This is a genomic window from Streptomyces sp. NPDC058464 (assembly GCF_042721035.1).
In the GTDB taxonomy this organism is placed as follows: Bacteria; Actinomycetota; Actinomycetes; order Streptomycetales; family Streptomycetaceae; genus Streptomyces.
This window is the reverse complement of the sequence record NZ_JBHXMA010000035.1, coordinates 58,322-83,837: the sequence shown is the minus strand read 5'-3', so window position 1 is coordinate 83,837 and position 25,516 is coordinate 58,322. Positions and strand designations below refer to the sequence as shown.

Annotated in this window: 21 protein-coding genes; 3 read left to right on the top strand and 18 right to left on the bottom strand. The window is 72.2% G+C overall.

Annotated elements, in window-relative coordinates; all coding sequences use genetic code 11:
- Nucleotides 1-73: 73 nt before the first annotated feature.
- The 14 genes from ACFWPQ_RS37135 to ACFWPQ_RS37070 form a co-directional block, all read right to left on the bottom strand.
- Nucleotides 74-1,720, bottom strand: coding sequence for an FHA domain-containing protein (locus tag ACFWPQ_RS37135; RefSeq protein ID WP_384044941.1), 1,647 nt, complete (start codon nucleotides 1,718-1,720; stop codon nucleotides 74-76).
- Between the two features lie 68 nt (nucleotides 1,721-1,788).
- Nucleotides 1,789-3,165: a VWA domain-containing protein gene (locus tag ACFWPQ_RS37130; protein ID WP_384044938.1), complete on the bottom strand. Its 1,377-nt coding sequence runs from the start codon at nucleotides 3,163-3,165 to the stop codon at nucleotides 1,789-1,791.
- A gap of 124 nt (nucleotides 3,166-3,289) precedes the next feature.
- Nucleotides 3,290-4,684, bottom strand: coding sequence for a protein phosphatase 2C domain-containing protein (locus tag ACFWPQ_RS37125; RefSeq protein ID WP_384044935.1), 1,395 nt, complete (start codon nucleotides 4,682-4,684; stop codon nucleotides 3,290-3,292).
- Between the two features lie 3 nt (nucleotides 4,685-4,687).
- A complete protein-coding gene (locus tag ACFWPQ_RS37120) occupies nucleotides 4,688-7,192 on the bottom strand; it encodes a tetratricopeptide repeat protein (protein WP_384044932.1) in 2,505 nt (834 codons plus the stop codon).
- Between the two features lie 2 nt (nucleotides 7,193-7,194).
- Nucleotides 7,195-8,520, bottom strand: coding sequence for a hypothetical protein (locus ACFWPQ_RS37115; protein WP_384044929.1), 1,326 nt, complete (start codon nucleotides 8,518-8,520; stop codon nucleotides 7,195-7,197).
- A 47-nt stretch (nucleotides 8,521-8,567) separates the two neighbouring features.
- Nucleotides 8,568-9,608: a glutamate ABC transporter substrate-binding protein gene (locus tag ACFWPQ_RS37110; RefSeq protein ID WP_361294595.1), complete on the bottom strand. Its 1,041-nt coding sequence runs from the start codon at nucleotides 9,606-9,608 to the stop codon at nucleotides 8,568-8,570.
- Between the two features lie 14 nt (nucleotides 9,609-9,622).
- Nucleotides 9,623-11,038, bottom strand: a complete 1,416-nt coding sequence (locus ACFWPQ_RS37105; protein WP_384044926.1) for a hypothetical protein — start codon at nucleotides 11,036-11,038, stop codon at nucleotides 9,623-9,625.
- A 373-nt stretch (nucleotides 11,039-11,411) separates the two neighbouring features.
- A complete protein-coding gene (locus ACFWPQ_RS37100) occupies nucleotides 11,412-12,383 on the bottom strand; it encodes an N-acetylglucosamine kinase (protein WP_384044923.1) in 972 nt (323 codons plus the stop codon).
- Nucleotides 12,374-13,642 (bottom strand): 6-phospho-beta-glucosidase, encoded by a 1,269-nt coding sequence (locus ACFWPQ_RS37095; protein WP_384044920.1) that lies wholly within the window; start codon nucleotides 13,640-13,642, stop codon nucleotides 12,374-12,376. The genes ACFWPQ_RS37100 and ACFWPQ_RS37095 overlap by 10 nt, the downstream gene beginning before the upstream one ends.
- A gap of 7 nt (nucleotides 13,643-13,649) precedes the next feature.
- A complete protein-coding gene (locus ACFWPQ_RS37090) occupies nucleotides 13,650-14,543 on the bottom strand; it encodes a carbohydrate ABC transporter permease (RefSeq protein WP_384044917.1) in 894 nt (297 codons plus the stop codon).
- Between the two features lie 2 nt (nucleotides 14,544-14,545).
- The gene (locus ACFWPQ_RS37085; RefSeq protein WP_384044914.1) at nucleotides 14,546-15,487 is read right to left on the bottom strand and encodes a carbohydrate ABC transporter permease; all 942 of its coding nucleotides are present in this window, start codon (nucleotides 15,485-15,487) and stop codon (nucleotides 14,546-14,548) included.
- A 2-nt stretch (nucleotides 15,488-15,489) separates the two neighbouring features.
- Nucleotides 15,490-16,833: an ABC transporter substrate-binding protein gene (locus tag ACFWPQ_RS37080; RefSeq protein WP_384044911.1), complete on the bottom strand. Its 1,344-nt coding sequence runs from the start codon at nucleotides 16,831-16,833 to the stop codon at nucleotides 15,490-15,492.
- 107 nt (nucleotides 16,834-16,940) lie between these two features.
- Complete coding sequence (locus ACFWPQ_RS37075) at nucleotides 16,941-18,152, bottom strand: ROK family protein (RefSeq protein WP_384044908.1); 1,212 nt, start codon at nucleotides 18,150-18,152, stop codon at nucleotides 16,941-16,943.
- A gap of 255 nt (nucleotides 18,153-18,407) precedes the next feature.
- Nucleotides 18,408-19,250, bottom strand: a complete 843-nt coding sequence (locus tag ACFWPQ_RS37070) for a hypothetical protein (RefSeq protein ID WP_384044905.1) — start codon at nucleotides 19,248-19,250, stop codon at nucleotides 18,408-18,410.
- 249 nt (nucleotides 19,251-19,499) lie between these two features.
- Between ACFWPQ_RS37070 and ACFWPQ_RS37065 the strand changes: the two genes are divergently transcribed.
- Together ACFWPQ_RS37065 and ACFWPQ_RS37060 are read left to right on the top strand one after the other, a co-directional pair.
- The gene (locus ACFWPQ_RS37065; RefSeq protein ID WP_384044902.1) at nucleotides 19,500-20,045 is read left to right on the top strand and encodes a hypothetical protein; all 546 of its coding nucleotides are present in this window, start codon (nucleotides 19,500-19,502) and stop codon (nucleotides 20,043-20,045) included.
- Nucleotides 20,042-20,662, top strand: coding sequence for a hypothetical protein (locus ACFWPQ_RS37060; RefSeq protein ID WP_384044899.1), 621 nt, complete (start codon nucleotides 20,042-20,044; stop codon nucleotides 20,660-20,662). The genes ACFWPQ_RS37065 and ACFWPQ_RS37060 overlap by 4 nt, the downstream gene beginning before the upstream one ends.
- Here ACFWPQ_RS37060 and ACFWPQ_RS37055 read toward each other — a convergent pair.
- On the bottom strand, nucleotides 20,655-21,752 hold the full coding sequence (locus tag ACFWPQ_RS37055) for a mechanosensitive ion channel family protein (RefSeq protein WP_384044896.1): 1,098 nt from the start codon (nucleotides 21,750-21,752) through the stop codon (nucleotides 20,655-20,657). The genes ACFWPQ_RS37060 and ACFWPQ_RS37055 overlap by 8 nt on opposite strands.
- A 389-nt stretch (nucleotides 21,753-22,141) precedes the next feature.
- Between ACFWPQ_RS37055 and ACFWPQ_RS37050 the strand changes: the two genes are divergently transcribed.
- On the top strand, nucleotides 22,142-22,678 hold the full coding sequence (locus ACFWPQ_RS37050; protein WP_089107458.1) for an HNH endonuclease: 537 nt from the start codon (nucleotides 22,142-22,144) through the stop codon (nucleotides 22,676-22,678).
- Nucleotides 22,679-22,823: 145 nt separating this feature from the next.
- Here the strand turns inward: ACFWPQ_RS37050 and ACFWPQ_RS37045 are convergent, their stop codons facing one another.
- From ACFWPQ_RS37045 to ACFWPQ_RS37035, 3 genes are read right to left on the bottom strand one after another with little or no spacing between them, the layout of a single operon-like run.
- Complete coding sequence (locus ACFWPQ_RS37045) at nucleotides 22,824-24,194, bottom strand: FtsX-like permease family protein (protein ID WP_384044892.1); 1,371 nt, start codon at nucleotides 24,192-24,194, stop codon at nucleotides 22,824-22,826.
- Nucleotides 24,191-24,889 (bottom strand): ABC transporter ATP-binding protein, encoded by a 699-nt coding sequence (locus tag ACFWPQ_RS37040; RefSeq protein ID WP_384044889.1) that lies wholly within the window; start codon nucleotides 24,887-24,889, stop codon nucleotides 24,191-24,193. The genes ACFWPQ_RS37045 and ACFWPQ_RS37040 overlap by 4 nt, the downstream gene beginning before the upstream one ends.
- Nucleotides 24,886-25,419, bottom strand: a complete 534-nt coding sequence (locus ACFWPQ_RS37035) for a PadR family transcriptional regulator (RefSeq protein WP_384044886.1) — start codon at nucleotides 25,417-25,419, stop codon at nucleotides 24,886-24,888. The genes ACFWPQ_RS37040 and ACFWPQ_RS37035 overlap by 4 nt, the downstream gene beginning before the upstream one ends.
- Between the last annotated feature and the right edge of the window lie 97 nt (nucleotides 25,420-25,516).

Sequence of the window (25,516 nt, the reverse complement as noted above, 5' to 3'; positions counted from 1 at the left end):
GGGCTGGTCGCGCAGTTCCTCCCCCAGCCTTCGGCCGGGGGTACCCCCAGCGCCCCTTTCGGGGCACTGCAGCTCAGCCCCGTCGGACGGTGATCGTCGTCCAGGCGCCCACGTGCACCCGGTCCCCGTCCTGCAGCGGCACCGGGACGAACGGCTGGATGGGCTCCTCGCCGCCGTTGACCGTGGTGCCGTTCGTCGAGTTCTGGTCGACGACCGCCCAGCTGCCGTCGGGCTGCTGGACCAGGACCGCGTGCTGGTGCGAGACGCCCGGGTCCTCCGGCGGCACCGACAGGTCGATGTCGGGGGTGTCGCCGGTGGAGTGCCGGCGGCGGCCGATGGTGACCTGGTTGCCGGTGAGCGTGCGCTGCTGCTCCGGGGAGTACGCGGGCAGGTTGAGGCCGGCCGCCTCGGGGCCCGAGCGCTGCATCATCGCCATGAAGTACTCGCGGTCCGGGCCGATCGTCGCGATCCAGGTCGCCGGGCCCTGCGGGGCCTGCGGGAAGGCGGGGCCGGGCGGGGCCTGGGTGGCGCCGGGCTGCGGGTAGCCGTAGCCGCCGGGGCGGGCGGGCGCGCCGGGGCCCGCCGGACCACCGGTCGGCCCGGGCGGGGAGATCACCCAGTCGTCATCACCGCCGCCGAAGGACGGGCCGCCGGCCGGCGGCCTGGTCTCCTGCGGGAAGCCGGGCGGAGCGGGCGGGGCCGACTGCTGGTAGGCGCCGGGAGCGCCGCCGGTGGTCGCACCGGGGCCGCCGGGCGGCGCAACCGGCGGGCGGGACGGGTCCGCGCCGCCGAAGGGCCCGGCGGCGGGGCCACCGGAGGGGTCGCGGGTGTAGGGGCCCGAGGGCTGGCCGGCGCCGGGCGGGGCACCGAACGCGGACGGGCCGCCGGGGTTCTGGCCCGGGGCGCCGCCGTACGGCGGGGGCGGAGAGGAGGGGCCGCGCTCGCCGCCGAAGGGCGGGGGAGAGGACTGGCCGCGGTCGGGGCCGCCGAAGGCGGGCGGGCCCGGCTGGCCACGGTCGCCGCCGAACGCCGGAGGACCGGACTGGCCGCGGTCGGGGCCGCCGAAAGCGGGCGGGCCGGACTGTCCGCGGTCGCCGCCGAACGCCGGAGGGCCGGGCTGTCCGCGGTCGCCGCCGAACCCCGGCTGGCCGGGCGGGCCCGACGGGCCGGGCGGCGGTGCCGAGGGGCCGCGGTCGGCGCCGAAGGCGGACTGGCCGCCGCGCTCGCCCGCGAACGGCGTCGGGCCCGAGGGCTCGCTGCCGAAGGACGGGATCGGCTCGGCCGGACGGTTCACCTGCGAGGGGCGCGAGCCCTGGTACTCGTACGAGTCGCCGCCGCCGAACGTCGGCGGGGCCGGCGGCCGGAAGGTGGGCGCGGCCGGACCGGGACCGCCGGCCGGGGGGCGCGGGGCGGCCGGGGTGTACGAGGTGGCCGTGTTGGTCAGGAAGTTCCAGCGGCACTCCTCGCAGAACGGCGCACCGCCCTCACGGGGCGTACGGCACTGCGGGCAGAGCTCCGGCTCGTGCGCGTTCGGCACCGCGGACAGATGACGGCCGCCGCCCATCGGGCCACCGGCGGGGGCGCCGGGCGCGGGCGGCGGGAAGCCGTAGCCGCCGGCGGTCGGCGGGGGCGGCGGAGGTACGGCACCGGCCATGCGGTGACCGCACACCTCGCACCAGTCGTCGGAACCCGACTGGTGTCCGTTCGGGCAGGTCGGCATGGCGGGCTTCCCTCTCTGTCAGGTTCGTCCTGAGCCTGTCTGGGTGGTCCTGCGGGTGGACTGTCAGGTCACTTCTTTACACGAACAGTCTTTGTGGACCTTGTCTCGAGAGTCATCTCGTCGGCCTCCTCGACCTTCGCCTTCAGTCGCACAGTACCTGTCGTGGCGTCGACCACGTCCACCACCTTCGCAAGCAGTTTCGCAGTATCCGCGTTCCCGGAAGCGCTTGCCAACTGAACGGCCCGACCCAGTTTGGCCGTTGCCCCGTCCATATCGCCCGCTTTGCGTAGATCCAGGCCATGCTGGATGGCCTGTGCCAGTTCGGCCTGGCCGGTGTAGTGGGCGACTTGGGGGTTGATGGAGGTCGAGGCGACCATGTCGTCCGTCCACACCGCCCTGATCAGGCCCTGCGCACCCAGGTTCTGGACGCTGCCTCCCCCACTCTCGGCTGCGCTCGAGCGGGAGGTGCCCCCAGGCTGCGGGACGACCAACGACACCCGTGCGGCGAGCATTTCCCGGCCGAGCCCGGCCGTGGGGACCTCCACGCAGACGTGGTAGTCACGGGACTCGTCGCCCCAGGAGCCGGTGGGGTAGTCCCCGGCCCGCGGCCCGGCTTCGGTGCGGCGGTCGGTCAACGCCTCGACCGTGGGCGCCACTTGCTTGACGAACTTGATGGTCGTGCCGACCGGGGTCCACAGCCGCAGCGCGACGTCCGCGACCTCCTTGCCCATCGCCGTCTCCATCATCTGCGTGAAGTCGGCGGCCAGGCCCGTGGGGTCGGCGACGATGTCGGCGGTGCCGAGCAGCGCGGAGGCGATGCCTGTGACTTCTTTCACTTCCCAGTCGGTGCCGACACCACGGGCGTCACAGGTGAACCGCCCGGCGCACGAGTCCAGGGCGGCCCTGAGGTCCTCCGGCGCCTCGTGCTCGTTGCGGCCGTCGGTGAGGAGGATGCCGTGCCGGATGGTGATGTCCGCGGAGGACAGGAGACGGTCGGCGAGCCGCAGCCAGGTGCCGATCGCCGTGCCGCCGCCCGCGCTGAGCCTGCGCAGCGCCTGCTTGGCCTGCTCGCGCGAGGTGCGGTCGGCCACCGCGAGCCGGCCGCCGCCCGGGTAGACCTCCTTGGCGACGTGCGTGCCGCCGATCACCGCGAAGTGGGTGCCGTCGCGCAGGGTGTCGATCGCGGCCGCGGTGGCGTCCCGGGCGTTGCGCATCTTGGTGGGCGGGTAGTCCATCGAGCCCGAGCAGTCGACCATGATCGCCACCCCGGCGGAGGGCCCCTGCCCGGGTGCGTACGACGCCCCGACCGCGGTCCCGACGGTGCCGCCGCCGGTCGCCGTCACCGTGACGATCGCGTTGACCTCGCGGCCGCCCTCCGGCAGGTACTCGTTCTGGTACACGTCCACCGAGAACTGCGGCACGTTCGACTTCGAGAAATTGGCCATGACTGCTCTGGTCCCCCTCCACCCCACGCGTGGTGGGTGCTGACGGTGTGCGGACCGGTCCCCTCCGGTCCGCGGGTACTGCCCCGTACGTCTCGATCCCGTTTGCGGCCGTTTTGCGACGGCCTCAGGCGGATCCTGCCCCCTGCGGCGGTGCCGGGAACGGCAGCAGCGCCACTGTTACGTTGTCGTGGCCCCCGCCGTCCAGGGCGTGGCCGACCAGGACCCGGGCCGCGTGCAACGGCCGCACGGCCGCGTCCGAGGGGACGATCTCGGACATCTCCTCGGCCGTCTCCGCGTAGTTCCACAGGCCGTCCGTGCACACCACCACGACACCGGACCGGTCCGGCTTGAAGGACGCGGTGTGCGGCTCCACCTCGTAGGCGTCCGCGCCGAGCCAGCCGGTGATCGCGTGGGCGCGCTCGTCGGCGTACGCCTCCGCCTCGCTCATCAGGCCCGCGGCGACCATCTGCGCGGCCCAGGAGTCGTCCTCGGTGAGCCGGGCCGCCGGGGCGGCGCGGTCCACCGGCACCCAGTAGACGCGGCTGTCGCCCACCCAGCCGACCACCAGCAGGCCCGAGGCCACGACCGAGGCGACGATCGTGCACGCCGGGGCGTTCTGGTGCGGGGTGTGCTCACGGGCCGACGGGGGCTCCTCCGCCAGGGCGTTGACGGCCTGGGAGGCGGCGACGATCGCGTCGTGCAGCGCCTGCTGCGGATGGGTGCCCTGCTCCAGCGCGGCCTGCAGCGCCTCGACCGCGGCCCGGGAGGCGGCCATGGAGGCCTCGTCGGGACGGGTCGCCGAGGAGACGCCGTCGCAGACGACCGCCAGCGAGGCCGGGGTGCCGTCGGGCAGCGCGGTGTGGCCGACGGCGAACGCGTCCTCGTTGCGGTGGTGGCGCAGCCCACGGTCGCTGACGGCGGCCACCGGGCCCGCCTCCTGCTCCATGTGGTCGCGCTCGCGGGGCTGGGCGTGCCCGCAGTTCTCGCAGTAGCCGTCGTCGTCGACCCGGCCCGCCCGGCAGGCCACGCACACCTTCGGCAGCTCGGCGGTGTCGGCGGCAGAGGCGGCCACCCGGGGGTCCGGCGCCTGCAGCGGGTACTCGTCGGGCTCCGGCGGCCGGTCGAACCGCACCCCGGAGGCCGGCGACACCGGCGAACCGTGCGGCGGCGGGGACGCCGGCGAACCGTGCGGCGGCGGGGAGCCGTGCGGGGGCGGGGATGCCGGCGAACCGTGCGGCGACTCGGGCAGCTGCGTGCCGCCCGAGTCGGTGCCGGGCAGGTCGGTCGGCAGATGCGGTGCCGCGGGCTTTCCGGAGCTCTCCGGCTCGGGCGGGGGCCAGTCCACGCCCGAGGATCCCACACCGGCGGCGCCCATGGTGAGGGTCGGGTGGTCCTGCGGCGCGGCGGGCACGGCCGACAGGTCGTACCCGCACGCACCGCAGAACAGGTCACCCGATTCGAGCGGTTCCGCGCAGCTCGGGCACTTCGCCGGTGCGGCCTGTTGGGGCATCTGCGACATCAACTACACCCACGTCCGGGGGCGGTAACGGTTGGCCCGTTCCACCAGGTCGATCCTCTCCTCACCGCCGGCCGCCAGTCTGGCCAGCGTGCGGTACGAGCGTTCCAGGCCGAAGCGGAGGCCCCGCTCGTCCAGACCGCTGCCGAGCAGCACCCGGCCGCCGGCGGCGGGCTGGGAGTCCTGGCCCCCGGAGAGTATCCAGTCCAGCGCGCAGCCGAGGACTTCCGCCGACAACTGCTCGCGCCTGGCCGGGTCCAGACCGTACGCGTCCAGCGCCTCGATCTGTCCGGAGGCGGCCGTCAGGTCGTCCAGGAACGGGGTGTCGTCGGCCGCCGCGGTCCGGTGCCGCAGCCGCGCCCGTACGGCCGCCACCCGGGCCGCCGTGTAGTGGATGGAGGCCTCCGGCACCGACTCCAGGGTCCGTACGGCACCCCGCCGGTCCCCGGCCGCCAGCCGCACCCGGGCCAGCCCGAACGCGGAGCTGACGAAGCCCGGGTCGGTCGCCCACACCAGCCGGTAGTACTCGGCCGCGTTGTCCAGCTGGCCGAGCACCTCCGCGCACAGGCCGAGCGCCAGCTTCGGCGCGCTCTCGCCGGGGAAGGCGTCGTAGATCGCGTCGAAGGACAGCGCCGCGCCCTCGAAGTCCCCGGTGACCAGGGCGGTCACGCCCCGGTACCAGACCACCCGCCAGTCGTCCGGCTGCTCCTCCTCCAGCTCGCCCAGCGCGGTCAGGGCGGCCTCGTGGTCGCCGCTCTCCAGCCGGGCGCGGATCTGGCGCAGCCGGGTCTCCACCGTCTGGGCCGGCGCGGCGGCCAGCGCCCCGAGCAGCTCGCCCGGCGCCGAGGTCATCATCAGGCCCGCCAGGAAACCGGCGTTCGGGTCGTTCTGGTCGACGAGCGGGACCGGCAGGGCGAGCGCGGCGGCCGGCGTGGCGATCGGCCTGACCAGGGCCGGGTCGGCCGGGTCCGGGGCCGCTCCCGACGGGTCCAGCGCGAGCGTTCTGGAGGCCACCGCCCGCGCGCCCAGCCGGGACACGTCCCCGTCCAGCTTCGGGAACAGCTCGGTGTCCGTCACCTTCACCTCGGGCCCGAACAGCGTCGACAGCGCGGGCCGCGCGGTGCCGGTCTGCACCGACACGACCTCGCGCAGCACACCGGTCAGCTGCTCGGCCATCTCCTGCGCGGAGGCGAACCGGCGCGCCGGGTCGGGGTCGGTGGCCCGGACCAGCAGCCGGTAGAACGACTCGTACTGCCGGAAGACCTCGATGTTGTCCGGGTCGGGCAGCGAGTCCACGAAGACGGTCGTGTAGCCCTGGAAGTCGAAGGTGAGGACGGCGAGGGTACGGCCGACCGTGTACAGGTCGGAGGCGACCGACGGGCCGACCTCGGCGACCTCGGGCGCCTGGTAGCCGACCGTGCCGTAGATGGCCGACTCCTCGTCGTCCATCCTGCGCACCGCGCCCATGTCGATCAGCTTGAGCTGGTCCTCGGTCTGGATGGCGTTGTCGACCTTGAAGTCGCAGTACAGGAGGTTGCGGCTGTGCAGGTGGCCGAGGGCTTCGAGGGCCTCGATGCCGTACGCGCAGGCCTGCTCCACCGGCAGCGGGTCCCGGCGGCCCTCCGGGGTACGGCGGTCGTTGGCGATCTCCTTGAGGGACTTGCCGCCGACGTACTCCATGACGATGTAGCCGTCGAGGGAGCCGGTGCGCTGGTCGAGGTGCTCGACGAAGTTGTAGATCCGCACGATGTTGGCGTGCTCGATCTCCGCGAGGAACCGCCGCTCGGAGATCGCGGCGGCCATCGCGTCCTGGTCGCCGGTGTCCAGGAGGCCCTTGAGGACCACCCAGCGGTCGGCGACGGCCCGGTCCACGGCGAGGTAGATCCAGCCCAGGCCGCCGTGCGCGAGACAGCCCGCGACCTCGTACTGGCCGTGCACCACGTCGCCGCCCTTGAGCTTGGGCACGAACGAGTACGGGTTGCCGCACTTGGTGCAGAACCCCTCGGTCCGCCCCGGCCGCTCCCCGCGGGCCCGGCCCACCGGCGCCCCGCAGTCCGACCGCGAGCAGAACCGCTTCCGCTCCGGCACCTCGGGGTTCTCCAGGACCATCTCGCGCGGGTCCGGCTTCGGCACCTGCGGCACCGCGACCAGGCCGGCGCCCAGCCGGCTGCGCGCGGACGTGCTCGACGACGAACCGGAGCTGCGCACCGACACCGAACGGCCCGTCGAACTGCCCGACAGGGACCGCGACAGCCGCCCGGAGACCGAGCGCCGCGACTTCGACGACTGCGACGACGTACGCGAGCTGCCGCGGCTGCCGGAGCGCGAACTGCCGCTTTCCGTCGAGCCCTTGCCACCGGCCGTGATCCCGGTGTGCGGCGACTCGACCATCCCGTTCGCCGAGACGACCGGCGCCAGACCGCAGGTGTCGCAGTACAGCTCACCGCCGCCCACGTCCTCGTACGACCCCTCGCAGCCCGGCCGCTGGCAGGCCTCTCCCGCCTGACTCACGCCTACTCTCCCCTCCGGTCCTCGGGCCCGCTCTGCTGCGGCACCCGCGGCGCCCCCAGCGCCTCGGCCGTCGCCCGCTGGTAGCGCAGCACCGCTTCCTCCGCGACCCTGAGATCGCAGGGCGCGCTCCACAGCATCCGCCGGGCCGCGTCGTACCGCTCGATCAGGAACGGGTCCTCCGCCAGCCCGTGCCGGGCCACCTTCGCCTTGTACGCGTCCAGCCGGCCGCGCAGCTCCGCGCGGACCGCGAGCGGCGCGGTGACCGCCGTCAACGACTCGCGGGCGCGCAGCAGTTCGTCCTCCGCCTTCTGCTCCAGCGACTCGAGCAGCGGTGACAGGCGGTGCCACTGGGCCTGTCTGCGGTACTCGGCGGCCGCCGCCAGCTGCTCCTGCAGCACGGTCGGCGGGCCGCTGACCACCGGCACCTCGGTCGCCGCGATCTTCGCCAGCACCTCACCGCGCGCGGTGCGCGCCTCGGCGAGCGTGCGGTCCGCGCGGGACAGCACGTCCCGCAGCTTGATCAGCCGGGCCTCGGCGTCCTGCCGTACCGTCAGCACGGCGTCGATCTCGCGCCGCACCTCCTCCAGCGCCCGGGCCTCCCGGTCGTACACCGTGGTGTCCGGACGGCCGCCGCCGGGGGCCGAACTCCCCTGCGCCGGCACCCAGAACGTCAGCGGGTCCGAGACGACGTCCTCCCGGAGTCTCGTCAGGGTCCGGGTGATCCGCTCCAGGTCGTCGCCCGCCGGGTGCTCGCCGGGGCGCACCCCGACGGAGTGCGCGAGCTTGCGGGTGCGCTGCAGCTCCGCGGCGAGTAAATCGATCCGCGCGGGCAGCGCCGACCACACCGCGTCGGCGGTGACGACCATGTCCAGCGAGGTCGCGTACAGCTCGTTCATCCGGTCGACCAGGGCCGCCAGCGAGAACCGCTCGCTGAGCCGGCCGGCCGCCGACAGCAGGGTCGGCGCGTTCGCCGTCGCGGTCGCGCTGCCCGCCACCGTCACGGACTCGCCGCGCAGCAGCTCGGTCAGCTCCACCAGGTCCTCACGGCTGGACCAGCGGCGCCTGGCCCTGATCTCCCGGGCGGAGCGCAACGCGTCCGTGTAGGCGTCGAAGTAGGCCCACAGCAGGGTGATCGAGGCGTCGGCGGTCGTCCACCGCTCCCGGGTGGTCCCGGTCAGCTCGGCGCCTTCCAGGAGCCTGCGGCCCGCGTGGTCCTGCAGGGCGAGCAGCGAGGTCTCGATCGCCTCGTGCTCCGCGCCGAGCCGCGCCAGCGCACGGTCCACCTCGTCCCGGTCCATCACCGGCCCGGCGGGGTCCGTGACGCCCATCGATCACCTCTCGCTTGCTCGTCGGGGCTGGGCCGCGCGGATGCGGGTCAGCTGCTGCGCAGGTACTGCGGCGCGGGCGGTTTCGACGCCGCCGAGTCCGTTCCCAGTGTCGCCGACAGCCACCTGTCGTACGACGCCTGCCAGCCGTCGGCCCGGTACTCCACCAGGATCTGGTTGACCCGGCGTACCAGATCGGTCGCGTCCTTCTTCATCGCCACGCCGTAGTACTCGGTGGTGAACGCGGCGCCCTTGAGCTCGACCGTCGGGTCCTGGGCGGCCTGGCTGGCGGCCAGCGCGCCGTCGGTGACCACCGCGTCGACCTCGCCGAGCTGCAGCCTTACCAGGCAGTCGAGTTGGTTGGGGACCGTGGTGGAGATGTCCGCCGAGGCGACCAGCTTCCCGGACTTCTTGTCGGCGTCCAGCTTGGTGTACGCCGTCGAACCGGCCGCCGTGCAGATCTTCTTGTGCGCCAGCGTGCCGTTGTAGCCCGTGATCGACGAGGACTTGGGGGCGAGGACCTGCTGCCCGGTCTTGAAGTACGGCGCGGAGAACGCGACGTCCTTCAGCCGGTCGCAGTTGATGGTCATCGTGCGCACCACCATGTCGACGCGGCCGTCCTGGATCGCCGGTATCCGCTGGCTCGTCGGAATCGCCTTGAACTGCACCGCGTTCGGGTCGCCGAGGATGTCCTGGGCGATCCGGTGCACCAGGTCGATGTCGAAACCCTCCAGCTCCGCGTCCGAGTTGTTCGGGTTGCGGTAGCCCCAGCGGTAGCTGTTCTGGTCGACGCCGACGATCAGCTTCCGCTTGGCGCCGGTACGGGCCTTGATGGCGTCGATGGTGGACCCGTCCGCGCCCGACGGCGACCAGGTCTCGTTCTGCGCCTGGGAGTCGGTGCAGTCGTCGGCCTTGGCGGGGCTGCCGGTCGCCAGCCCCGGCCCGCCGATCCCCTCGCCCTGACCGCCCTCACCACGGGACTGGGTGAGCGGCAGCAGCAGGACGAACGCCAGCGCCAGGGCGCAGCCGACCGCCATCGCACCCACTCCGCCCCAGCCGCGCAGGGAGGCCCTCAGCCGCCGCACGAACATCGCCACGCCCCCTCTCACCGGTACTCCGAAAGCCTGCGCCCGATGCCGAACAGTGCGCCGGCCGCTGCCGCGACCCCCAGCATGGCGGCACCGATCGGCAGTCCGGACATCGCGTCCCGCCCGTCGGTGGCCTGCTCCTTGAACTCGGTCTCCTCGAACGCCAGCGCGTTCTTCAGATTGGTGTCGACGCTGTCGAAGCACTCGGCGGTGGCGTCCTTCGTGCCTATCACCTTGTCCAGCGCCGCCTGGTAGTCGCCGTTCTCGTCCTCGGTGCGGGCGTCGGCGTGCCGCTCCTTCCACACCTTCATGTTCCCCTCGGCCGCCACGACAGGCTTCTTGCCGGCCGTGCCGTCCGAGAGCGCGGCGGCCTCGGTGAGGCCCTTGCCGAGCGCCGTCATGTCCTTGTCGAAGTCGTAGTAGTACGCGTCGTACGTCTGCCCGCCGACCGTGACCGTCTCGGCGCCGCGCGCCACCAGGCTCAGGTTCTCGTTCCCGCGGGCCTTCAGGGAGGCGATCCGGGCGTCGTGCAGCACGTTCAGCGAGCGGACGCCGTGGTCGTAGGAGCCGTCCAGGCCGGACCGGGCGAGGGTGTGGCCGACGACCAGCCACAGCAGCGTGATGACGGTGGCCGCCGAGGCCGCGACCAGGCCGTGGTTCAGCAGGCGGTTCGTCCGGCGGTAGTGGCGCAGCTGGGCCCAGGCGAGCGCGGCGAGCGCGAGGAGACCGAGGGCGATCGCCGCCCACGGGTACGGCGTCGCGTCCGAGTAGTCGGAGGCGAGGCGCGCGTTCTCCTTCGTGTAGAGGTCCTCCGCGGCCGGGAGCATCTCCTGCTGCATCTTCTCGTTCGCGTACCGCAGATAAGCGCCGCCGACCGGGTAGCCCTGCCGGTTGTACACGCGGGCCCGCTCCACCAGCCCCTCGTACTCCGGCAGCAGCTTGTTCAGCTTCGCCACGGCCGCCTCGGCGGGCGAGCCGGGCTCGGAGTTGGCGGCGGCGGTGACCAGCTTGGCGGCGGCGGTCTGGACGTCCTTCTCGTACCGCGTGCGGGAGGCGGCCGTCTCCTGGCCGCCCGCCAGGAAGCCGCTGGAGGCCGTGGTGTTGGCGTCCGCCAGCGAGCGGTAGATGTCGGCCGCGCCCGAACTGAGCGGCTGGCTGCGGTGCAGCACGTCGTCGGCGGCGGCCGCGCGGTCGGTCATCTGCCAGGCGGTGACGGCACCGAAGGCGACGATCAGCACGGCCAGGACGGCGCCGATGATCCGGAGCCGGCCGGGCTCGGTGGTGGCGGCGGTGCGCACCTGCTCGACGCCCTCCGCGAACGCGGAACGGCGGCGCGGGGGCGCCGCCTCGGGCGTGGGGGCGCCGGTCCGCTGCGCGGGCAGGGCGGTGCCTGCTCCTGGCGGTGCCGCGCTCTTCGTCGGCGAGTCTGTCACTTGACCTCCCCCATGGCCATCCGGTCGCCGACCAGTATCGCCGCCCGGACTGACATTCGGCACCGGCCTTCACTGGATCTTGATCGGATCGCAGCGGAACCCCTGCCCATGAATACGCCGGGGGAATCGGTTCGGTTCCGGAGGGGTGGTGAGGGTGCGTCACGGGGCGCGGGCCGGTGGGGGCTGGTCGCGCCCACGCGGCGGCAGCCGCAAATCAAATGCAGCCCCGCGCCCCGTACGGGGCACGCCGTAGCTGCGGGCAGGCGTGCCGCAGGGCGGCACGGGTGGGCGCTGGGGGTCCCCCCGGCCGAAGGCTGGGGGAGGCACCCGGCCGGCGCCGGTGAGCGTCCCCACCCCCCCGCCGCACCCCGGGTCACCCCTCGAAATAGGCGCGCACCCTCTCCTGCACCCCCACCCCCGCCCCCACCACATCCAGCCCCAGCAGCGCAGCGCCCAGCACCGGCCGCGCCGTCACCACCCTCGGTACCGCCTTCGGTGCCCGCGCGGCAAGCAACTCCCGCACTCCGTCGTCCAGCTGCGGATGCCCGCCCGCCAGCACCCCGCCCCCCAGCAGCACCGGCGTCTCCTCGTCCAGCAGCTCCAGGCGCGTCAGCGCGACCACCGCCATCGCCACCACCTCCTGCGCCAGCCGGTCCACGACCGCCCGTGCCACCGGGTCGCCGTCGGCCGCCGTCGCGAACAGCACCGGCGTCAACTCGTGCCGCCGGGCGGGCTCGACGTCCTCCCGGTGCAGCGCCTCGATCAGCGCGAGCATGCTGTCGTACCCGAAGTAGGCCGGGAGCGCGCGGGCCAGGGCCGTGCCCTCCCCGCGCCCGTCCTCCGCGCGGGCCGCGTGCCACAGGGCCTCCTCCGCCAGTCCCCAGCCGCCGCCCCAGTCACCGGAGATGCGGCCGAGGGCGGGGAAGCGGGCGGTACGGCCGTCGGGGCGCATGCCGACGCAGTTGATGCCGGCACCGCACACGACGGCGACCCCGCGCGGCTCGGTGACGCCGGCCCTGAAGATCGCGAAGGTGTCGTTGCGGACCGCCACCGTCGCCCCCCACGCGCGCGTGGCCAGCGCGGCGGCCAACTGCTCCTCCTCGAAGGGGAAGTCGGCGTTGGCCAGGCAGGCGGAGACGTGGGCGACGGAGGTGACCCCGGCGGCGGCGTACGCCGCCGCGACCGCCGTCGCCACCTCGTCCACGGCCTGCTCCACGCCCACCACCGGCGGCCGGAAACCGCCGGCCCGGGCCGTGGCGAGGACCTCGCCGTCCGCCGCCACCACCGCGACGTCGGTCTTGCTGTTGCCCGCGTCGATGGCGAGGACACTTGCGGTCAGGCCCACGCGAGGTGCTCCCGGTTGTGCGCGATCAGTCGGTCGGTCAGGGCGTCGGCGTACTCGTACTGGCCGATGAGGGGGTGGGAGAGCAGCGCCCGGAACACGCGGTCCCGGCCGCCGCGCAGGGCCGCCTCCAGGGCCAGTTCCTCGTACGCGGTCACGTTCGCGACGAGCCCGGCGAAGAGCGGGTCGACCTCCGGGACGGGCAGCGGAACGGGGCCGTGCGCGCCCACCGCCGCCTGTACCTCGATCACCGCGTCGTCGGGGAGGAAGGGCAGCGTGCCGCCGTTGTAGGTGTTCACCACCTGGTAGGGGTTGCCGCTGCTGCCGAGCAGCGCCGCGGCCAGGTCGACCGCCGCCTCCGAGTAGTAGGCGCCGCCCCGCTTGGCGAGCAGCTCCGGCTTCTCGTCCAGGGCCGGGTCGCCGTACATCTCCAGCAACTGCTTCTCCATCGCGGCGACTTCCTCCGCCCGGGACGGCTTGGTGCGCAGTTCCCGTACCACCTCGTCGTGCGCGTAGTAGTAGCGCAGGTAGTAGGACGGGATCACGCCGCCGAGGCGGTCCAGGAGGGCCGTGGGCAGTTTCAGGTCGGCGGCGATCGTGTCGCCGTGCTCCCCGAGCAGCTTGGGCAGGACGTTCTCGCCCTCGGGGCCGCCGAGGCGGACCGCCGTCTCCCAGGTGAGGTGGTTGAGACCGAGGTGGTCCAGGTGGATCTCGGAGGGCGTGACACCCAGCAGGTTCGCGAACTTCCGCTGGAAGCCGATCGCCACGTTGCACAGCCCGACCGCCTTGTGGCCGGCCTGGAGCAGGGCGCGGGTCACGATCCCCACCGGGTTGGTGAAGTCGATGATCCAGGCGTTCGGGTTGGTGCGGCGGACCCGTTCGGCGATGTCCAGGACGACGGGGACCGTGCGCAGGGCCTTGGCGAGGCCGCCGGCGCCGGTGGTCTCCTGGCCGATGCAGCCGCACTCCAGCGGCCACGTCTCGTCCTGCTGGCGGGCCGCCTGTCCGCCCACGCGCAGTTGCAGCAGCACCGCGTCGGCGCCCTCCACGCCCGAGTCCAGGTCGGAGGTGGTGACGATCCGGCCGCCGTGGCCCTGCTTGGCGAAGATCCGGCGGGCCAGTCCGCCGACCAGTTCCAGGCGTTCGGCGGCCGGGTCGACCAGGACCAGTTCCTCGATGGGCAGGGTGTCCCGCAGGCGTGCGAAACCGTCGATGAGTTCAGGGGTGTAGGTCGAGCCTCCGCCGACCACAGTGAGCTTCATGAATGGGTTAACCCTTCACTCCGGTGAGCGTGACGCCCTCGACGAACGCCTTCTGGGCGAAGAAGAAGACGAGGATCACGGGGGCCATGACCAGCACGGTCGCGGCCATGGTCAGGTTCCAGTCGGTGTGGTGCATGCCCTTGAACGACTCCAGGCCGTAGGAGAGGGTCCAGGCGCCCGGGTTCTCCGAGGCGTAGATCTGGGGGCCGAAGTAGTCGTTCCAAGCGTAGAAGAACTGGAAGAGAGCGACGGCGGCGATCCCCGGCTTCGCCATCGGGATCACCACCCTGAGGAGGGTCCTGAGGTCGCCGCAGCCGTCCACCTTCGCCGCGTCCAGGTACTCGTTCGGGATCGTCATCAGGAACTGGCGCAGCAGGAAGATGGAGAACGCGTCGCCGAACGCCATCGGCACGATCAGCGGCCACAGGGTGCCGGAGAGGTCCAGCTGCTTCGCCCAGAACAGGTACATCGGGATGATGACCACCTGCGGCGGCAGCATCATCATCGAGATCACCAGCATCAGGGACAGGTTGCGGCCCCGGAAGCGGAACTTCGCGAGCGCGTACGCCACCGGGAGCGACGACACGACGGTCAGGACGGTGCCCAGTCCGGCGTAGATCAGGGTGTTCTTCCACCAGGTCAGGAAGCCCGGCGTGTCGAACACCTTCTTGTAGTTGCCCCACTCCCAGGTGTGCGGGATCAGGTCCCGGCTCAGCGCCTGGCTGTCGCTCATCAGCGAGGTCAGGAACACGAACACGAAGGGGAGGGTGAAGAACAGGGCGGCGGCGACGCCGAGCGAGTGCACCGCCACCCAGTTCAGCAAGGCCTTGCGGCGGGCGGTGCGTTCGGCGTCCGACACCGGGGCCTTCAGCTCCGCCGGCCGGTCCAGCACTTGGGTCATCGTCAGTCACCTGCCTGGATGAGACCGCCCCGGCGCCGCATCAGGATCGCGGTGAACGCCATGGACAGGGCGAAGAGCACGAGGGCGACGACACACGCGGAGCCGTAGTCGAAGCGCTGGAAGCCGAGGTTGTAGACGAGCTGGGGGAGGGTGAGCGTCGACTTCTCCGGATAGCCGGGTTCGAACTGCGTGCCCGCGCCCTGGATCACGCCCGAGGCGACCTTTCCGGCGATGAGCGGCTGCGTGTAGTACTGCATCGTCTGGATGACACCCGTCACGACCGCGAACATCACGATCGGTGAGATGTTCGGGAGGGTGACGAACCGGAAGCGCTGCCATGCGGAGGCGCCGTCCAGCTCCGCCGCCTCGTACTGCTCCGTCGGCACGTCGAGCAGCGCGGCCATGAAGATGACCATCAGGTCGCCGACGCCCCACAGGGCCAGCAGGGTCAGGGCCGGCTTGGACCAGGTGGGGTCGTTGAACCAGCCAGGGGCCGGGATGCCGATCTTCTCGAGGATCGAGTTGACCGGTCCGGTACCGGGGTTGAGGAGGAACGCGAACGCCATGGTCGCGGCGACCGGCGGGGCCAGGTAGGGCAGGTAGAAGAGGGTGCGGAAGACCCCCGTGCCCGTCTTGATCTTCGTGATGAGCATGCCGACGCCGAGGCCGAAGACGACCCGGAGCGACACCATCACCAGCACCAGCCACAGGGTGTTGCGCAGTGCGGGCCAGAAGTAGGGGTAGTGCTCGAAGACGTACGTCCAGTTCTTCGTGCCGGTCCACGTCGGCGGTTTGAAGCCGTCGTAGTGCATGAAGGAGAAATAGACCGTGGAGATCAGCGGGTAGGCGAAGAACACCGCGAACCCGATCAGCCAGGGCGACATGAAGGCGGCCGTACGAAGCGCCGACCGGCGGCGCTTCGACGCCAACGTGATGGTGCTCATCGCTACTTCGCCTGCGCGATGTCCGTGTCGATCTGCTTGGCCGTGGCCTCCAGACCGGACTTGAGGTTGGTGACCTTGCCGCTCTCGTAGTCGTATCCGAAGTTCTGGATCGTCGCCAGGTACACACCGCCGTTGATGGAGGCGGGGGACGTCGTCGAATTCGGGTTGGCGGCGATGTCCAGGAAGGTCTTGAACCGCGGGTCGTACTTGAGCTTCGGCGACTTCAGGGCGGCCAGCGTGGACGGCACGTTGTGGATGGCGTTGGAGAAGTTGACCACCGCGTCCGTGTCCGTGGTGATGTACTTGACGAACTCCCAGGCCGCGTTCTGCTTCTTGCTGTTGGCGGCGATTCCGGCGATGGTGCCGGTGATGTAGCCCTTGCCGTACTGCGCGACCTGGTCGTCCGGCACCGGCAGCGGGGCGACGCCGATGTCGAACTTCGTCTTGGCGTCCAGCGCCATGCCGAGCCGCCACTCGCCGTCGAGCTGCATGGCGACCTGGCCGGTCTGGAAGGGGTGCTTGTCGCCCCACTCGTCGCCGAGCGTCGCCCGGTACTTCTCCAGCTTCTGGAATCCGCCGAGTTCGTCGACGAGGTTCTTCTGGAGCGTGAACGCCTCGGTGAACGCCGGGTCCTTCGCGACGTTCGACTTTCCGTCGGCGGTGAAGTACGTCGGCGAGAACTGTGCCTGGTAGTGCTCGGTCGTGGTCTCCCAGCCGTGGTAGTCCGGCATGAAACCGAGCTGCTTGTAGCTGTCGCCCTGGGTGATCGTCAGTTTCTTCGCGTCGGCCGTGAATTCGGTCCACGTCTTCGGCGGGCTGGTGATACCGGCCGCCTTGAACGCCGTCTTGTTGTAGTAGAGGCCGTACGCGTCACCGAGCAGCGGCACCGAGCAGCGGTTGCCGTCGTACTGGGTGTACTCGTTCATCGCCTTCGGGAACGTCGTCGCCGGGTCGATGCCGGACTTCTTGAAGAACGGGTTCAGGTCGACGAGCGCGCCCGAGGAGCAGAACTTGCCCACGTTGTTGGTGGTGAACGACGAGATGACGTCCGGGGCCTTGTCGCCGCCGCTGCGCAGCGCCTGGTTGATCTTGTCGTCCGTCATGTTGCTGACGACGTTGACGTGGATGTTGGGGTGCGCCTTCTCGAAGCCGGCGATCAGCGCGTTGACCGCCTTCACCTCGTTCGGGGCGCTCCAGGCGTGCCAGAAGTTGATGGTGGTGTTCGCGGAGGCGTCGTCGTCGGCTCCGGAGGAGGACTGGCCGGTACAGGCGGTGAGCAGGGCCAGCGAACTGGCGGCCGCGGTCAGGGCAAAAGCCGTCTTTCGGGCAGCGGAGGGTATGGGCATGGCGAGGTCTCCCGGGGCGGGCGGTGTGGGAAGGGAAGGCTGTGCGGGAAGTCGAGGGGCGGAGAGAGGCGGAGAGAGGCGGAGAGGGGCAGAGAGAGGGCAGGGGCTCAGCGCGAGGTGTCGAAGACCTCGTCGCGGGTGGTCGCGAGCGCGCTCTCCAGCGCGCCGCGCAGCACGGGGTGTTCACGGACGTCGCCGACGACGAGCCGTGGCCGGGCGGCCGCCAGCTCCTCCAGTTCGGCCTGGACGAGGGCGCGCAGCACCTCGCCGCCGGCGGTCAGGGCGGTGCCGCTGAGGACGACGAGTTCGGGGTCGAGGACGGAGACGAGGGAGGCGAGACCGGTGGCGAGCCGGGTCGCGTAGGTCCGGAGCAACTGGTGGTAGGGGCCGGTGGCGTGGTCGGCGGCGCGGGCGACGAGTTCGGCGGCCGCCTCGTCGTACGGCCCGTCCGGCAGGTCCTCGATGCCCAGTTCGCGCGCCAGCCGGGGCACGGCCTGCGAACCGGCGAGCTCCTGGTAACCGCCGCTGTTGGCCTTGGTGACCTGGCGGACCAGCGGGGTGCCCGGCACCGGCAGGAAGCCGACCTCGCCGGCACCGCCGGTCCAGCCGCGGTGCAGCCGGCCGCCGAGGACCAGGGCGGCGCCGAGGCCTTCCTGGTTCCACAGCAGCACGAAGTCGCCGTGGCCGCGGGCCGCGCCGAGCCGCTGTTCGGCGATGGCGGCGAGGTTGACGTCGTTCTCGTACTCGACCGGCATGGGCAGCGCGGCGGCGAGGTCGTCGAGCAGTGCGGGGGAGTGCCAGCCGGGCAGGTGCGAGGCGTACCGCAGCCGGCCGGTGTTGGGGTCGAAGGCGCCGGGCGTGCCGACGACGACCCGGTGGACGTCGTCCCGGGCCAGCCCGGCCGCCTTCACGGCGCCGTCCAGGGCGTCGGTGACCTGCCGTACGACGGACTGCGCGGAGCGCCGGCCGGGGGTGGGCAGTTCGTACTCGCCGACGGTACGGCCGGTGATGTCGGCGACGGCGGCCCGGATCCGGCCCGGGTTGACGTCGAGGCCGGCGGCGTGGGCCGCACGCGGATTCACCGAGTACAGCTGGGCGTTGGGGCCCGGCCGGCCCTCGCTGGTGCCGGTCGCCAGCACCAGCCCGGCCGCCTCCAGGCGGGCCAGCAGCTGGGAGGCGGTCGGCTTGGAGAGGCCGGTCAGCTTGCCGATCCGGGTGCGGGACAGCGGGCCGTGCTCCAGCAGCAGGTCCAGTGCGGCGCGGTCGTTCATGGCGCGCAGCACACGCGGGGTGCCCGGCGTACCGGCGGTTCCTGCCATGGGGTTCGACACCTGCCTTTCCAGCCGCTCAGTTTCCCAGTGACACGGACGATCGGTCCACCCGGGTGGACCACCTGAGGCGGCCATCCCTTGATCACTGTTAGGAAAGTTTCCTGTTGGCTGGAAAACGTAAGCCGCCGGAAGGAGAGCGTCAATAGCCCGCCGGGGCGGCAACGCAGTCGTTACCTGGGCTTGGGCATGCGAAGGGCCCGCCCGGAAGATCCGGACGGGCCCCGCTGTGCGCCTGGGGCTCTGTCAGAGCTGGAGGGCCGGCGGGTCCACCTCGACGTAGTCGCCCGTGGCCTTCGCCGCGGCGGTGGTCGTCGTACCGGCGAAGACGAAGCGGTAGTAGCCGCGCTTCGAGGCCTTCACGGTGGTGGACAGCGCGCCGGCGGTGCCGGAGGTGATGCCCTTGACGTTCTGGTACGTGCTGGTGCCCGCGGCGCGGAACTGGAGGACGACCTTCTGCCCCTTGTACCCCGCGTACTTGCCGGTCTCCCAGTTCGCCCGGGTCAGCTTGCCCTTGACGGTGAGCGTCTTGCCCTGGACCGCCGGCTCGGGGGTGGCGTTGACGGTCAGCTTGGCCGCCCGCTGCACCTTGGCCGTGGTCAGGTTGCCCCACATGGCCGCGTCGTACTCGGAGCTGAGGAAGTCGTCCGACGAGGTGCTGTCGAGGTGGGCGTACAGACCCGCGGCCTTCCACGTGGTGGCGTCCGCGGCCTCGAACAGGTACTCCGGGTCGACCGGGATGGTCTCGGAGCAGCTCTCGGTGACCGTGGTGTCCGTGGTGGCGGTCGTCGTGCAGGTGGGCATGACCTCCGGGTCCAGCTCGTTGCCGAGGGACTTCAGCGTGCCGCGGTAGAGCGTCACCGCGGCGAACGTCTTCTTGTTGTCGATGACGAGGTCGGCGGGCCGGGTCAGGGTGTACGTCACCGGCACGTTCACCGTCTTGGTGGTGCCGACGACGATCGCCTTGCCCTTGTTCACGGTCACGTCGGAGAAGACCAGGTTCGGAGTGGCCGCGGAGGCGGCGGGCGCCGCGATGCCGGCCAGGGCCAGGGCACCGGACAGGGCGGTGCCTATGGCGAGCTTTCTCATGTATCCCCACATTCGAGACGGGCCCCCGGGCGACGTCGCGCTCCAGAACAAGGGCCCGTAGTGGGGCGACCATAGATCATCACCGATGCGCGGAGAATGCGCGGGGCCTGTGAAGACCATCTGAATCCGGCCGACGGCCGGATTGTGATCACGGCTGCGTCACGATCTTCGTCCGCGCTGGTCAACGGGGTCCCGCTCACAGTTTCCTGCCCTTTGATCCGGGCATCGACCAGGAGAACGGTGACTCGTATGACCTACCCGAGACGGCTGTTCCTGCGGCTGTCGCTGAGAACCTTCGTCGACTCCGTGCCGGTGATGGTGCCGCCGTGCGTCTTCGCCTTCGTCGACGACGGCCTCGCCTGGTCGACCCTGCGCGAGGTGAGCGCCATACCGGTGGCGATGGCACTGCTCTCCCCGCTGTGGGCGGCCTGGCGGACCCGCTCGCTGGTGCGCGCGGCGCGCGGGCTGGGCATCCCGGTCTCCGAGAACGCCCTCGACCGCACCCAGACGCACACCCTCACCGGCATCCCGCTCTCCCTCGTCCGCACCGAACTGCGCGCGGCCCGGCGGGCGTCCGAGGTCGGCGACGGCAACCCGGTCGGTTTCTCCTGGCGTCCGTTCCGGGGCAAGGCGTCCGCCGACGGTTCGGTCACCTACGACGAGGCCTCGGGGGAGACCCGCGTCGAGCTCCACGCGGGCAAGGGCCTCAGGACCGACACCGCCGTCTTCCACGGTGCCGTCTTCCTCGCGCTCTGCCAGACGGTGCGCACGATCGAGACCGGGAGTACGAAGTGAAGCGGCGGCACATCGGGCTGGGTCTCGCCCTAGTCCTCGCGACGGCGGGCTGCACCACGACGACCGGGAAGGCGGCCGCGACCAGCCCTTCGGCCAAGGCGTCCGCCACCGCCCCCGCCTGCCCCGGCGGCACCTTCCGGTGGGCCGGTGTGACCCGCGAGGAGCGGCTCACCGAGCTCTCCCCGGTCGTGACGGTGAAGGAGGGCGACAGCGGCTGGATCACCTTCCACACCCGGCTCGTCCGCAACGTCGTGCCCAGGGTCGACACCAGCGACGGCAGCGTCTCCGCGCACCGCGTCCTGGCCGCGCTCGCCAAGCACCTCAAGCTGTGGGACGTCGGGGAGTACGCGGCCCCCGGGGAGGACTCGGCCGACCGCAAGCCGGCGCCGCTCAGAATGGGAACCCGCGGGCACGGCGGGCGCTACGTCGACGCCAAGAGCGTGCGGGTCGTCCAGGGCGGCTTCACCGTCGCCTGCCCCGGCCGGAACGTCTACGGCAGCGTCACCACCTGGGTCAACGGCAACACCGACGCCGGCCTGGCCTGCGGCGTCGACCCAGGCGGCGAAGCCTGGGTCAAGGAGGCCTACCGGCTGGCCTGCGGCGGCGGAACTACTTAGCGCCCGACCGCTGCGAGGCGATCGGCGTCGTCGCCGCCACCTGCGGCGAGTCCGAGTTGGAGAACACCGACGGCGCCGCCACCCCGTCCGCCGGGTCCGCGGCCTCGTCCTCCGAAGCCGCGGCCGGGACACCGCCGACGATCCGGATGTCCGCCGCGTCGAACGCCCGCTTGATCCGCCAGCGCAGCTCGCGCTCCACGGTCAGCGCCTTGCCCGGCATGGTCTTGGCGGAGAGCCGGACGACCATCGAGTCGATGAGGACCGAGTCCAGGCCGAGGATCTGGATCGGACCCCACAGGAGCTCGTTCCAGGGCTCCTCCTTGGCCATCTTCTCGGCGACCTCGTCCAGGACGGCCCGCACCTGGTCCAGGTCCTCGCTGGGCCGGACGGTGACGTCGACGCCGGCCGTGGCCCAGCCCTGCGAGAGGTTGCCGATGCGCTTGATCTCGCCGTTGCGGACGTACCAGATCTCACCGTCGGCGCCGCGCAGCTTCGTCACCCGCAGGCCGACCTCGACCACCTCGCCGGAGGCGACCCCGGCGTCGATCGAGTCGCCGACGCCGTACTGGTCCTCCAGGATCATGAACACGCCGGACAGGAAGTCCGTGACCAGGTTCCGGGCGCCGAAACCGATCGCGACACCGGCGACACCGGCGGAGGCCAGCAGCGGGGCCAGGTCGATCTGGAAGCTGCTCAGCACCATCAGCGCGGCCGTGCCGAGGATCAGGAAGCTCGCCACCGACCGCAGCACCGACCCGATCGCCTGCGAGCGCTGCCGCCGCCGCTCGGCGTTGACCAGCAGCCCGCCGAGGGTGGTGCCCTCCGCCGACTCGGCCGTCCGGTTCATCCGGTCGATGAACTTGGTTATCGCCCGCAGCACGACGTTTCTGAGCACCACCGCGATCACCACGACCAGCAGCACCTTCAGCCCGATCGCCAGCCACGTCGACCAGTTCTGCTCGACCCAGCTGGCCGTGTTGGCGGCGCTCTCCTGGGCGTCCTGGAGCGTGGGCACGGTCGTTGTCGACGACTCCGAGGGGGTCGGCGACGGCGACGAACCGGCGGCCAGTAGGACGGCGGGCAAGGACACGGCGGGTACCTCCAGGCGGTGCGGTACTGCCCTCCGGCACGGCGTTCAAGGTCACGTACGGCGTTCAAGGTCACGGAAAGGTCACCGGACGGGCAGGAACACCACACTAACGGGGCATTGTGTGTGGGCCCGGCCGATACGAGAAGGAGAGACCGTCCTCACGCCTGCTTCTCACTTCCGGTCGCTTCCGCCGCACAGGACCGCCTGAACAGGACCGCTTGAAACGGCCCGCTTGAAAAGGGGTGCAACCGGGGGATGAATGCGGTGTGGTCGAAAACACTCCCAGCCCGTTACCGGGAGATGGTGGCGCGTCCACCAGGCAGGAGGGGAGACTGGCCACAGATCGTCCCGGCGCGAGCCACGCGCCGCCGACGCCCAAGGAGGCCCCCGTGCCGCATGTCCTGGTCCTCAACGCGTCGTACGAGCCGCTCGGCGTCGTACCGCTCCGCCGCGCGCTCGTCCTCGTCCTGGAGAACAAGGCTGTCGCCTTGGAGGAATCCGGCGCCTATATGCACAGCGCAACCGTCACAGTCTCCGCACCCAGCGTGGTCCGGCTCAAGCGATTCGTACGGGTTCCCTACCGGGGGCCCGTTCCTCTCACCCGCAGGGCGCTCTTCGCGCGCGACGGGGGCCGGTGCATGTACTGCGGTGGCGTCGCAACCAGCGTCGACCACGTCATCCCGCGCAGCCGCGGGGGTCAGCACGTCTGGGACAACGTGGTGGCGTCCTGCCGCCGCTGCAACCACGTCAAGGCCGACCGCCATCTCTTCGAGATCGGCTGGCGGCTGCGGCACAAACCAGCCCCACCCACCGGCCTGGCCTGGCGCATCATCGGGACCGGCCATAGGGACCCGCGCTGGCTGCCCTACTTGCAGCCGTACGGCGCGGACGACGCTCTGGCCCGGATCGACGGCATCTCCGCCTGACGATCCGGGCCTTCGCATACCCGGGCACGGTGTGCTCCGGCCCCCGGGGGTCCCCCGTACCCCTGGGGGTCCCTCGTGCCCCCGGGATGTCCCGTGCCCCGGGGTGTCCCGTGCCCCACCCGGGGGCCGGACACTCGTCCGGCGGTCACGCGTAGCGCAGCTCCGCCGGGCGCACCGAGCGGCGCAGCAGGGGCAGCGAGGTGGCCGCGGCGAGCAGACAGCACGCGTACACGCCCACCGGGACCAGCAGCGCCGCGTACGGCACGCCCGCGCCGGTCCGCTCCCCGACGAGCGCCGAGTACCAGACCCCGATCCCCATGCCGCCCGCACCCGCCACCGCGACCGCGGGGAGCAGCGGCAGCGCGGTCTCCAGCAGCAGCGCCCGGGCCAGCACCCCGTGCGGCACCCCGACGGCGGTCTGGACCGCCAGGCCCCGGCGCCGGGTGGCCAGGGACTCCGCGGTGCCCACGGCGAGGGCGGCCAGGACGATCGCCAGGGCGACGAGGATCGCGGCGGCCGTCAGATCGAGCCCGTCGGTGTAGTACGACAGGCCCATCCCGAGGTGGCCCTCGCGCTCGGACGCGCGCAGATCGGCGAGCAGCACCTGCCGCACCCCCACGAAGCCCGTTCCGACGACCGTCACGAGCAGCACGGCCGCGTGGGTCCGGGCCGCCGCCCACGGGTCGTCGCGGAGCCGTTCCGCCGCGATCAGCACCGCGGGACTGCCGGTGCGGGCGGCGAGCGCCGAGCCCAGCCGCCCGGACGACCAGCCCGCCAGCCACACCGCCGCGGCGCCCACCAGCAGGCACAGGGCGAAGACCACGAGCGGGCCGACGGCGAGCCCGAACAGGGGGAGCGAGAAGGGGTCGCGCACGAACACGGCCACCACCAGGAACAGCGCGGACACGCCCAGCAGGACGGTCGCCACCAGGAACAGCCGCCCCGGGCCCGCCGGCCGCACCCGCCGTACGACACCCAGCGGCGACGCCACCACGCGGCGCAGCGACAGCACGCTCACCGTCGCGCCGGCCGTCGGCACCAGCAGCGTCACCGCGGCGATCCCGGCCCAGGCCAGGGGAGCGGGGTGGGACCACAGACGGAGCAGGACCGGCAGCGAGACCGCCGTGGCCGCGGCGGAGCCTGCCAGGCAGGCGAGCCCCGACTCCAGCGCCGCGATCCGCCGCACCTGCGCGGCCCCGGCCCCCGCCAGCCGCAGCGCGGCCAGCCGCCGCTCGCGATGCACGGCACCGATCCGCGCGCTCTGCCCGAGGAACCCGTACACCGGAATGAGCAGCATCGTCAGCGCGACGACCACGCCGCCCCGGGTCCCCTGCTCGTCCAGCAGCCCGCCGCCGACCCCGATGTGATGGTGGCCGTCCATCGGCACGAGCACGGCGACCATCGTCCCGAGCCCGGTCGCGAGGGCGGCCCCGGCCGCCGTCAGCACGACCCGCCACCACTCCCGCCGGTCCGACCCCCGGGTCAGCAGCCAGGCGAGCGCCAGATCGGCCCTCACGCGGCCACCTCCGCCGGCAGTACGGCCCCGTCGCCCAGCCGCACCTCGCGGTCCGCGTACGCCGCCACCTGCGCGTCGTGCGTGATCAGCAGGACAGCCGTACCCGACTCGCGGGCCGTGTGCACCAGGGCGGTCATCACCTGCTCGCTCGCCAGCGAGTCCAGCGCCCCCGTCGGCTCGTCAGCGAAGACCACCTTCGGGCCGGTCACCAGCGCCCGTGCCAGGGCGACCCGCTGCGCCTGGCCGCCGCTCATCTCGCCCGGCCGCAACTCCTCCTGTCCGCGCACCCCGAACCGCTCCAGCCACTCGCCGGCCCGCGCCCGGGCCTCGGTGCGGGCCGTTCCGGCCAGCATCAGCGGCAGCGCCACGTTGTCGAGCGCGGTCAGTTCCGGGATCAGCTGCCCGAACTGGAAGACCACGCCGAAGTCGGAGCGCCGCAGCTCGCTCAGCCGCTTCTCCGGCAGCTGGTCGAGCCGCGACCCGTCGTAGGTCACCGCCCCCGCGTCCGGCCGCACGATCCCGGCCAGACAGTGCAGCAGCGTGGACTTGCCACTGCCGCTGGCCCCGGTCACGGCGAGGATCTCGCCGGCGCGCAGCTCGACACAGGCGCCGCGCAGTGCCGCCGTCCTGCCGTGCGCCTTGACGAGGTCCCGGCCCGCCAGAAGCGGCGCCGGGGAGTCCCCCTTGTTGGTCATGCTGCGTCGACCTCCGCGGTCAGAGTGGTCAGCCGGTCCGCCGTGGTGTTCATCCAGCGGAGGTCGGCATCGAGGTGGTTGAGGGCGAAGTCCGCCGAGAGCACGGTCGCCAGATCGGCGCCCCGGGCCGTCTTCACAGCCGTGAGTTCCCGCATCCGCTCCATGTGCGCGGCACGCTGGGCGCGCAGATAGGCGGCCGGATCGCCACCGGCCAGGATCGAGACGACGACCTTCGCGAAGATCTCGTTCGCCACGAAGGGCGCGGGCGGCGCGATCTCCCCGGCCCAGTGCGTCAGTTCACGTGCGCCGTCGTCCGTCGACCGGTACAGCGTCCGCTCCGGCCCCCCGTCGGCGTCGGTCCCCTCGACCTCGGCGAGACCGTCCCGGACCAGGCGCTGCAGGGTCGTGTACACCTGCCCGTAGGCCAGCGGACGGGCCTGCGGAAAGCGTTCGTCGTGGCGCCGCTTGAGGTCGTAGCCATGACTCGGCCCTGCCTCCAACAGCCCCAGAAGGATGTGCCGGGTGCTCATGGAGAGCAGTATGCACTGGATACATGTACTGAGTGAATAGTGCGAGTGAATGATGCCCCCGGAAACTCGCTGCCCCGCCGCCCGCCCCGAAGGCCTG